Source organism: Methanobrevibacter sp. UBA188, from assembly GCF_905234905.1.
In the GTDB taxonomy this organism is placed as follows: domain Archaea; phylum Methanobacteriota; class Methanobacteria; order Methanobacteriales; family Methanobacteriaceae; genus Methanocatella.
Map to the genome: position 1 here is coordinate 1 of NZ_CAJOJM010000046.1, position 10,874 is coordinate 10,874.

12 protein-coding genes are annotated in these 10,874 nt (G+C 31.9%); 11 read left to right on the forward strand and 1 reads right to left on the reverse strand.

From position 1 onward, the window contains the following. Positions 1–214: 214 nt before the first annotated feature. The 11 genes from QZ143_RS08115 to QZ143_RS08165 all read left to right on the forward strand — a co-directional run bounded on the left by QZ143_RS08115 (position 215) and on the right by QZ143_RS08165 (position 10,180). Positions 215–1,354: an aldo/keto reductase gene (locus tag QZ143_RS08115; protein ID WP_292882990.1), complete on the forward strand. Its 1,140-nt coding sequence runs from the start codon at positions 215–217 to the stop codon at positions 1,352–1,354. An 88-nt stretch (positions 1,355–1,442) separates the two neighbouring features. Continuing rightward, positions 1,443–1,793, forward strand: a complete 351-nt coding sequence (locus QZ143_RS08120) for a nascent polypeptide-associated complex protein (RefSeq protein WP_292609587.1) — start codon at positions 1,443–1,445, stop codon at positions 1,791–1,793. Positions 1,794–1,798: 5 nt separating this feature from the next. Then, positions 1,799–2,542 (forward strand): metallophosphoesterase family protein, encoded by a 744-nt coding sequence (locus QZ143_RS08125; RefSeq protein ID WP_292882993.1) that lies wholly within the window; start codon positions 1,799–1,801, stop codon positions 2,540–2,542. A gap of 94 nt (positions 2,543–2,636) precedes the next feature. Further along, the gene (locus QZ143_RS08130) at positions 2,637–3,662 is read left to right on the forward strand and encodes a Zc3h12a-like ribonuclease (protein ID WP_292609591.1); all 1,026 of its coding nucleotides are present in this window, start codon (positions 2,637–2,639) and stop codon (positions 3,660–3,662) included. Then, a complete protein-coding gene (locus tag QZ143_RS08135; protein WP_292882996.1) occupies positions 3,655–4,857 on the forward strand; it encodes a hypothetical protein in 1,203 nt (400 codons plus the stop codon). Before QZ143_RS08130 ends, QZ143_RS08135 begins: the two co-directional genes overlap by 8 nt. Positions 4,858–4,878: 21 nt before the next feature. After that, positions 4,879–5,316: a hypothetical protein gene (locus QZ143_RS08140; RefSeq protein WP_292882999.1), complete on the forward strand. Its 438-nt coding sequence runs from the start codon at positions 4,879–4,881 to the stop codon at positions 5,314–5,316. A gap of 15 nt (positions 5,317–5,331) precedes the next feature. Further along, a complete protein-coding gene (gene argJ, locus QZ143_RS08145; RefSeq protein WP_292883001.1) occupies positions 5,332–6,555 on the forward strand; it encodes a bifunctional ornithine acetyltransferase/N-acetylglutamate synthase in 1,224 nt (407 codons plus the stop codon). A 309-nt stretch (positions 6,556–6,864) separates the two neighbouring features. Further along, positions 6,865–7,467, forward strand: coding sequence for a class I SAM-dependent methyltransferase (locus QZ143_RS08150; RefSeq protein WP_292883004.1), 603 nt, complete (start codon positions 6,865–6,867; stop codon positions 7,465–7,467). 399 nt (positions 7,468–7,866) lie between these two features. Beyond that, on the forward strand, positions 7,867–8,454 hold the full coding sequence (locus QZ143_RS08155) for a class I SAM-dependent methyltransferase (RefSeq protein WP_292883008.1): 588 nt from the start codon (positions 7,867–7,869) through the stop codon (positions 8,452–8,454). 6 nt (positions 8,455–8,460) lie between these two features. Beyond that, on the forward strand, positions 8,461–9,171 hold the full coding sequence (locus QZ143_RS08160) for a 2-C-methyl-D-erythritol 4-phosphate cytidylyltransferase (protein ID WP_292883011.1): 711 nt from the start codon (positions 8,461–8,463) through the stop codon (positions 9,169–9,171). Beyond that, entirely contained in the window at positions 9,164–10,180 is a 1,017-nt protein-coding gene (locus tag QZ143_RS08165; protein WP_292883014.1) for an alcohol dehydrogenase catalytic domain-containing protein, read from the forward strand. Before QZ143_RS08160 ends, QZ143_RS08165 begins: the two co-directional genes overlap by 8 nt. Position 10,181: 1 nt before the next feature. On the opposite strand, the gene QZ143_RS08170 is transcribed toward QZ143_RS08165, so the two are convergent. Beyond that, entirely contained in the window at positions 10,182–10,706 is a 525-nt protein-coding gene (locus tag QZ143_RS08170; protein WP_292883017.1) for a hypothetical protein, read from the reverse strand. Positions 10,707–10,874 lie beyond the last annotated feature (168 nt).

Below are 10,874 nucleotides of genomic sequence, written 5' to 3' on the forward strand. Positions count from 1 at the left end.
GGAATAGTTATTATTTGCTTTGTTTAAATATATTTTTAGAAAAATCTTAAAGCCAAAAAGTATCCTATTTTTTCCTATTCAGAATGTTGAAGTAAAGTTTAATTGTCATTGTGAATATAAAAATATTAAGATTTAAATATTATGGTAAAATTAACACATATTTTTTAAATCATGTTAAATTATATGTGGATAAAGATTTTATGAGGGATTTGAAATGAAGTTAGGTATGGGAATGATGAGACTTCCGCTTTTGGATGAAAACGACTTTACAAGTATTGACTATGAGCAGTTAAATGAAATGGTGGATGCATATATGGATGCAGGTTTCAATCATTTTGACACAGCATATATCTATCATGACGGTGTAGGTGAAATTGCATTTAAAAAATCTGTTGTTGAAAGATATCCTAGAGAATCATTTAAAATAGCAACTAAATTACCTTTATTTGTAATTACAGAAGAATCTCAACTGGAGCCAATATTTGCAGAACAGCTTAAAAATTGTGGTGTTGACTACTTTGATTACTATATGCTGCACAATGTAAGCGGATTTACAGAAAACGCATGGAAAAATGTTGATTTATATTCATTTATCCAGAAGAAAAAGGAAGAAGGTTATATTAAGCATATTGGTTTGTCCACTCATGGGAATTCTGAATTTTTGGAAGAACTATTATTTGAACATCCTGAAATTGAATTTGTACTGCTTCAGATAAACTATCTTGACTGGGAAGATGAATCAATAGAATCCAGGAAATGTTTGGAAATTGCAAGAAAATATGGTAAACCTGTAATGATTATGGAACCTTATAAAGGGGGATTTTTAGCTGATGTGCCTGAAGAAGCTGAAAAAATAATGAAGGATTATAATCCTGATAGATCTGTAGTTTCATGGGCAATGAGGTTTGTAGCAAATCTTGATGATGTTTGTGTTGTTTTGACAGGTGCAAGTAACCTGGAACAACTTGAAAACAATATTCATGAGTTTAAAAATGCAGATCCATTGAATGATGATGAATTAAAGATTATTGAAGAAGTTTCCGAAATCATTAACAGCAACATTACAGTCGATTGTACAAAGTGCAGATACTGTGTTGATACTTGTCCTGAAGAAATTGACATCGCAAAGATCTTTGATTTATATAACAAACATAAACTTTTGGAAATTGAGGAATGGACTCAATTTGGAAATGCTTATTTAAATTATTCAAAGTTAGATGGTGTCGGAATAGCTTCGGATTGTACTGAATGTGAAACCTGTATTGAGGAATGTCCTCAACAGATTAATATTCCTGAAGTATTAAAAGATGTTGCCAAAACATTCGAAAACGAAATTTATGGATTTACTGATTAATCCATATTTTATTTTTTTTAAAATTCAACCAAATTTTTAATAATAATTAATAATATAATTATAAATAGTTATTTTGTAGAGGAATATTATGATACCTGGTATGAATAAAAAACAAATGAAACAAATGGAAAGACAAATGAAAAAAATGGGTATGAAAATGGAAGACCTTGAAGGTGTTCGTGAAGTAATTATCCGTTTTGATGAAAAAGAATTAATTATTGATAATCCTAGTGTAAGCTTAATGAATGTAATGGGTCAGGAAACTTATCAAATTGAAGGTCAGGCTCGTGAAGTTGAACTTGAATACGAAATTGAAATTCCTGATGAGGATATAGAAATGGTAGCAAACAGCGCTAATGTTTCTGAGGATGAAGCACGACAAGCCCTTGAAGAATGCAAAGGCGACTTGGCAGAAGCTATCATGAAATTAAATCAATAGATAGTATGACAGTTATTGCACATATTTCAGATTTGCATATTTCCAAATCAAGTTTTGATGAAGAAATACTTATAGAAGCCATAAATGAAATTAACAGTTTAAATCCGGATATGGTAATATTGACTGGAGACATTACCAATAAGGGTTATTATAAAGAGTTTAAACAGGCCACTAGATATTTGGAAATGTTTGAACCACCATTATTTGCTGTTCCAGGCAACCATGATGCTCGTAATTTAGGTTATCAGACTTTTGAAGAATTAATTGGTGAGAGAAGTTGGAAATTGACTGTAGGTGATGATTTTACTGTAATTGGTCTTGACAGTACTACTCCTGATGATAATAGGGGGTCTATCGGCAGACCTCAACATTTGTGGTTGGAACATCAATTGGATGAATGTGTAATTAATGAAAACTTTTCAATTGTTGTTTTGCACCATCATGTTATATCAATTCCTCAAACAGGACGTGAACGTAATGTATTATCTGATTCTGGCGATATTCTGAAGACATTAACAACTCATGAAGTTGATTTGGTTTTATCAGGACACAAGCACGTGCCAAATATTTGGGAGATAAACAAAACACTCATTGTCAATGCCGGTTCTGTATGTTCAGATAAACTTCGGGGGAAAAACTTAAATTCATATAATGTTTATAATATTTCAGAGGATTCCATAGAAATTTATCTTCACACAGTCGGTGGGGAAAGATTATTATTTGGAAAATATGCCAGAAACAAAATATAAAATGTATATAAAAATTAAATTTAAATATTGATTGATACAAATATATTATACTGAACAAATTATTTTATAATTGATTATTTTTTTAGGTGATATCATGAAAGTTGTTGTAGATGCTTCAAATGTAGCACATTATGTAAAAAATCAAAAAGGACAACCTAAAATTGCTAATATCCTTGCAGCTGTTAAAGCTTTGGAAGAAAGCGAGGATGAATTTGTAATTATTGCCGATGCATCACTTCGACATGATATTGATGATAAAGACAGGTTCTTAAAATTGTTGGAAAGTGACAATGTTGAAGAAGTTCCTGCAGGCAATGATGCAGATCATTTTATTTTAGAAATAGCTACAAATGAAAAAGCAAAAGTATTATCTAATGATAAATTCAGAGATTATGCTGCTGAATTTAGAAATATTGCATCTATGAGGATTCCATTTGTAATTGAAAAAGGTAGATTGACATTTGGAAAACCAAAAAAGCCTAAAAAAGATAAGAATATTTTGCAAAAAATTTGTGATGAAATTATAAAAGAATTGAACTTTAAAAAATGGGAAATTTATACTGGAAAAGAAGGTTTGGAAATTTCTCCATTAAATATTGCTAAACAGGCTATCATACGTATTGATAATGAGAATAATGCTGATTCAAAACTTGAAAACATATTTGCCAAAATCCCAATGTTTAATAAAATTGTGGAAATGGTTGATGATGTTGAAATTGCAGCACCATACGTGATTTTCGTATTGGTTCATCCTAAAAATTATAAAGTAGCTGTTAAAAATGCAGGCAATATTTCTGTTACTGTTGCAGACAGGTTAGGTCTTGAAAAAAAGCCTTTAATAGCTGTTCGTAATGATTTATTCACAAAACCAGGCACATTTGAATTAAATATAATGTTGGCTGATGAAGTAAGTGAAACAGCACCATACAATGTTTTAGTACGTGTAAGTGAACATGATGAAGTATTCATCAAAAGAAACTCAAGAAACATTGCAAGTACTATTGCAGGTAGGTTAGGATCTTGGAAATTCCCATTTGTTTCTGTCAAGCCAGACATGCTTTTAGAAAAACCTGGAGATTTTGAAATTGAACTGGAAAAAGGAGGAGGTTTAGATGACTAGTGCATTAACTAAGGCTTATATTAAATTCACTACTAAACTTAATCCTATCGCTGTTGGAACAAAATTTTTTCCAACAAATTCACTTGAAACTGAATATGTAGAGTTATTTAATTATACTCAAACTATTCTTTTTGAGCTTGAAAAAGCAGAAATTACCTCTGATACAATATTGCAGAATCTTATTCGTGATGTTGGGGCAGAAAATATTCCTGTTGAATATACTTTCCATGAACTAAAGCCTGCTGAAAATAGAATAGAAGAATATGCTTTAGTTAGTAATATTATCATGGGGAGTGACCGTTATTTTTATATTGAATTACCTCATCCTTCTAATCTAATTAATATTTTCGTTAAAATTATTGAAAACGAATCAGGAGAGATTGTCGAAAAAACAGCAACAGAACTTGTTGCTAAAATGCTTAGTAAAAATGATGCAATACGTGTTGCAATCGAGTTAATTGGTATTGGATTGTCCGAAGGAGTGCAAGTTATATCTGCAGTTGGAATGACTGGTGCAGCTTCAATAGAACGTGCAATTCATTATACTCAAAGTGTAGGTAGTTTTCCAGGAATTGCTTTCACTAAACTCGGTGGAGAATATGCTTTAGTATTTGATGCTCCTTTTTTACTAAAGGAATCTCGACCGGTGGATTTGGAAAATTATTTGTTCATTGATTTAATTGATTCAACTAAATTTATCAGTAAAAATGGAAGGAACCAACTTGTTGACCTTATGACTGGAATTAAAAATTTCATCGAATCTGAGTGTGACGGTGAACTTGAAGGTTATAGGGAAGGTGGAGATGATTTCATTGCAAGATTTCCATCTAAAGACTTGGCTATTAGGGCTGGACTTGATGCAGCATGGTTTGCACTTGACAATGGTGCAAAAATAAGGGCTGGTGTTGGAAGAAGCAGAAGGGAAGCGGGCGAAAGAGCCCAATTAGTGGATGATTTACCATCAACATCTCCATTATCATTGGTAGTTTTTGAACTGGCTAATGGTTTATATGCTTATAATATTCCATCTGAATTCTCAAGAACTTTCATAAACTTGGTTGAGAATGAAAAAACAAAATTAATTGGTGTATTTGCTTTCGTATTCATCTTTGTTTATGTGATGTCTATTTTAGGTCTTGGAATGTTTGGTTTTGTAGGTGTTATTTTAGCATTAATATATGCTTTTGTTGTTTAATTTGTATAAAAGAGTATTACTATGAGAAAACGTAAAAAAAAGAATAAGCGAGTGTTAAAATCTCGGTATAACAAGGCTTCTAATAATAAGCAAAAAAGAAGACTTTCATTTGGGGGCGGACAAACTCAAAGATTCCCTCCTTATAATGTACAGGATAATGGATTTTCACAATCCAGAAAACCAAGGAAAACCAGCAAAAATACAATGATTTTAATAATCATTGCATTAATCGCTTTTGTTGTTGGTGCGGGAATTGGAATTTCCATGGCTATTGGCGGTTCTGATAATAATACTGTTGTTGATGATGGTGTGACATTTGTGAATGTAACTGATGAAATGACTTCGAATTTAAATGGGTCTGGCAAGGTTTTTGTTGATGATGGTGTTTATAATATAGATTATAATAATGCAGAAGATGTAATTGAATATAATCTAACTAATAATTCTAAATCTTATTAATTTTAGGTGATTTTTATGGATTTTATAAAATATCTTGATGGAGGATTTTCAGTTATTGAAAATCTTGAAGTATCTGGTGCTCGTGAAGGTAAATATGGTGTAACCATTATTGTTTCTCGAAATAGTACAGCTTCTGCTGTTTTCACTTCTAATAAAGTTGTTGCAGCTCCAGTAAAATATACAAAAAATGTTGTTAAAAAAGGAATTGTATCAGCTGTTTTCGTTAACAGTGGAAATGCCAATTGTTTTACAGGCGAACAAGGATTGAAAGATTGTGAAACATTGGTGGAATTGTTATCCCGTGATTTAGAAATTCCGAAAGATGAAATTGCTATTTCTTCAACAGGTGTTATAGGTCGTGAAATGCCAATAGATATTATTTCTAAAGTGGCTTATGAATCAATTTCTAATTTGGGCAGTGAACCTGAAAATTCACTTGCAGCTGCCCGCGCAATCATGACAACCGATACATTTCCGAAAGAATGTGCATTGGAAGTTACATTAACAACTGGTGAAACTGTTAAAATTGCAGGAATTACTAAGGGAAGTGGTATGATTGCACCTAATATGGGTACAATGTTATCTTATATTGTAAGTGATGCTGTCATTCCAGCTAATGAGATAAATAATGCATTGAAAAAAGCTGCTGATATCAGTTTCAATATGATTGTTGTAGATGGTGATGAAAGTACTAATGACACCTGTCTGATGTTGGCTAATGGTGCATCTGGTGTTGAAGTTGTAAAAGATGGAAAAATTGATCCTAACTTCCAAGAGGCATTAAATTGTTTATGCATTGACTTAGCTAAAAAAATGGCTCGTGATGGTGAAGGAGCTACTAAATTCATTGAAGCCAATGTGTGTGGTGCTCGAAATCTTGAAGATGCAAGACTTGCTGCCAAATCTATTATATCCTCAAGTTTATTCAAATCCGCTGTATTTGGTGGTGACCCTAATTGGGGAAGAATTGTTTCCGCTATCGGATACTCTGGTTGTGATTTAAATCCGGATATTGTAACCATTTCAGTTGCAGATGATGAGGATGATGTTGACCTTGTTAGAAAAGGTGAAATTTTAGCATTTGAAGATACACCTTATCTTGAAAGGGCTGAAAAAATAATGCAGTCAAAAAATGTCATTGTCAATATTGACATGGATTTAGGTGATGGATGTGCGACTGCATGGGGTTGTGATTTAACTTATGACTATGTCAAAATTAATGCAGAATACACCACTTAAAGAAAAGCTTTAAATATCTTGAAAACAAATATTTTTTTGTTATAGATTTAATTCTAATTTTGTAATGATAAATTTTAAGGAGGGGAAAATATGGCAAAAGTTAAAGGAACTAACAGAAGGACCAGACCAAAAAGAAGTTATACTAAACCTGGTAGTAAAAGAGGAAGGGGAGTAAAACAAACCTGGAAAAAATAATCCTCTTATAACTTTTTTTTACTTATTTTAACTATTTTTTAATTGTTGTGCATATTTTATCACATTGAAAAAAATTAAATACTATTTTTTAAAGATAATTATTTAGGTGATAAAATGATGATGCCTGAAAATGGTCACAGGGCTCATGGATTTTCAAGTGCAAATTTTTTGGACTCTGATGAGATTATAAAAGAATTAAAGCTCAACGGTGATGAAACGTTTATGGATGCAGGTTGCGGCGATGGCCACAATGCAATTAAAATTCTGGAAGACTACAATCACAAAGGAACTGTTTATGCAGTTGATATCTATGATGCTTCCATTGAAGATATGGAAACCTATAAAAATGATAACAATGTTGAAAACTTAATTAATATTGAAGCTGATATTACCGAAGGCATTCCTGGTGTTGAAGACGGTTCAATTGATGTTGTTTTGCTTGTTAATGTTTTCCATGGATTTAAAGCCTCAAGAAAATTGGATGAAGCTGTTTTAGAACTTTCAAGAATTATTAAAGATGACGGTAAAATTGCCATAATGGATTATAAGGCATGGGATGTTCCTAATGGACCTCCAACAAAAATGAGATCATCTCCTGAGGATTTGGAAAAATTATTCAATAAGCACAACCTTAAAAAAGTTTATCTAAACGAAGAAATTGGTGAGGATATTCCGCAAGGCAAATCCCACTATTTAATCATGTTTAAAAAGAATTAATTTATTTTTTTAGGAATTATTTTTTTCCTAAACTTTTTTTTCAAGAAAATCATTATATACTATTTTTTAAAAATTATTATTTATCTTAAACATGCAAGAATACCATAACTTCTTTAAGTCATGGATGAATTGCAAAAAGGTAGGCATTACTTTTCAAATGCTTGCTGATGAAATTTAAATAACAAGATAACAAAAAATAATAAATGACAATGACTCAATTAAATTAAACTTTTTCAACGATAACCAAGTTTAAAAAGCAATATTAATTGGATTTGTCTGAACCTTTGGGACGAGGGGGATAGCACGGTAATCCTATGCTCATTAGTGTATACAGCCCGTGAAGTAAGAATCCTCAACTTCTATAAAGTTGAGGTAGTTCAAGAAATGTGAGGTATATTCATGGAACATAAACATCATGGCAAATCAAGTGCAAAATTTCTTGATGCTGAAGACATTTTAAATGAAATGCATTTTAATGGTGATGAAACTTTTATGGATGCCGGTTGCGGAGATGGCTATATTTCAATCAAAGCCGCTAAGAAGTATCTTCCTCAGGGTATAGTTTATGCTGTGGATTCATATGATGTTGCCATCAATGAGTTGGAAGAGTACAAGGATGAAAATGATGTTCAAAATTTAATTAATGTTCATGCGGATATTACCGAGGGAATTCCAAGCATCAGTGATGATTCAGTGGATGCAGTATTGATGCTTAATGTATTTCATGGATTTAGACTATCAGAAGATAAGGACAATGTCATTAATGAACTTGGTAGAGTCATTAAAAATCATGGTAAAATTGCAGTCATGGAATTCAAACCTTTAAAAATGTCATGGGGACCTCCAGTTGATGTTAGGATTTCTTCAGATGATTTGGAGGAAATATTTTCCCAGTATGGTTTTAAAAAGGTTTATCTGAATGAAGATATTGGCAGTGATATTCCCGAAGGTAAATCTCACTATTTGATAATATTTGAAAAGGAGTAGGATGATATGATTTTTGCAGCAATATTGGCAGGTGGAATAGGATCAAGGATGGGAGGCACTGACACTCCAAAGCAATTTTTGGCATTGGGCAACAAACCGGTCATTATTCACACTATTGAAAAATTTGTTATAAATGATGATGTTGATGAAATAATTGTTCTAACACCAAAAAATTTTATAAATCACACCAATCATCTAATTGAGAAGTATATTCCAAATAATGATAATATTGTAGTTATTGAAGGTGGAGAGACCAGAAATGGAACAATATTGAACAGCATCAGTTATATTGAAGAAAGTTATGGCATCGATGAAGAGTCCATTATTATTACTCATGATTCTGTCCGTCCTTTTTTAACTCATAGGATTATTGAAGATAACATTGAAGCTGCAAAGAAATATGGGGCCTGTGATACTGTAATTCCGGCTACAGATACTATTGTTGAAAGTGTTAATGCGAAGACTATAGAAAGTATCCCTGTGAGGGATTATTATTACCAAGGCCAAACTCCACAGAGCTTCAATATAAAGAAACTTTTCAATCTAATCACTAGTTTAACTGAAGAGGAAAGTAATATACTGACAGATGCATGTAAAATATTCATACTTAAAGATGAAGATGTACATCTAGTTGATGGTGAAGTGACAAATATTAAAATTACTTACCCTTATGATTTAAAATTAGCTAATACAATACTTGAGGATATTCATGATTAATATTGTTTACAGATTAAAATCTCCAAAATTCTTTGAAGAATCCATTGATGAGGTTGAGCTCGACGGAGTAATCGTAAGGCCGACTCACCTTTCGATTTGTCAGGCTGACCAAAGATATTATCAGGGTTCAAGGCCGGCAAATATTCTGGATGAGAAACTGCCGATGGCTTTAATTCATGAAGCGATTGGTGAAGTTGTCTTTGACAGCGAAGGAAATTTCAAATCCGGTGATATGGTTGTAATGATTCCAAACACTCCGTTTGGTGAGGATGTGTATTCTCCAAACTATTCATATAGCTCTAAATTTAGAGGCAGTGGATTCGATGGTTTTACATCTGATTTGGTTAATTTGCCAGAAGATAGGGTTGTTAAAATTCCTGATGATTTTAATTTAAATGTATCTGCATTCATTGAATTGATTTCAGTAGCTTATCAGGGAATAAGCAAGTTTAAACAAATGGCCATAACTCCAAAGGATAATCTGGGTGTTTGGGGAGATGGAAATTTAGGTTTCATTACAGCATTGCTTTTAAAAGAGTTGTTTCCCAAATCTAAAGTATTGGTATTTGGAAAACATCAGGAAAACTTGAATTTATTCTCATTTGCTGATGAAATCTACAGAATTCATGATGTTGACGATGATGTTGTAGTTGACCATGCATTTGAATGTGTCGGTTCAAGTGCATCGCAATCAGCCATTGATCAGATAATTGATATAATAAATCCTCAGGGAACAATAAACCTGTTTGGTGTAAGTGAATATCCTGTACCGATAAATACTCGTATGGTTTTAGAAAAAGGTTTGACAATTCAGGGAAACAGCCGTTCTGACAGAGTGGATTTTGTCGGAGTTGTTGAAACTCTCAAACAAAACCCACAGTTATTCGAACACTTAGAAAAATTGATTACCAATATCTGTGAAATAAATTCCTTGGGTGATTTAAAGGATGCATTTGATAAGGATTATATTTCTAAATTTGGTAAAACTATCTTAAAATGGAATATTTAAGTTATAATATTCTATTCATAATTCTAAAGTATTCTCTTCTATAAAAATTTCTCATTTTTGGATTACACTTTACTGGAAGCATTTCAAGAGCCATTATATCATCAGGGGTAAGGGGTTCTCCGTTTTCTATTTTTCTTGTAATCATTTTGAAAATTATTTCACATGGGTCTTCTTCAATGCAAGCCAATTTGATAGTAAATTCAGCTTCAGAAACTATTTTACATTCTTTTACGCATACATATATGTTGTTTGGACATATGATGTAAATGTGGATATGTTTTCGATGTTTTTCGTATAAAGCTTCTGCAAATTCAACATATTTTACAAGTTCGTTTTCATCAAAATCAGTCATTTGAAATTCCAAATCAATAAACTCCCCATCTTCAGTTGTGAAAATATCTCCTCCTGGATAAATGTCTTCGTCAACTTCTCTTATTTTTTTAGGTGTAAGGCATTTTATTGGTCTTTGGTCATTAAATGTTTTTCGTATAACATTTGTTCTTAAATCAATATTTTCTTTATTCATAGTTTAGCCTGTATAATTTGTTTTGCATGTTGTATATTTAATTTAATGATTTATAAATGAGTATGTTCATTTTTAAAGCAATTTAACATGTCAAAATCAATATTTGGGTCATTATAAAAAGTTTAGGTGGGGGTATTAATTTATAATTTTGTTTTATACGAATTGTTC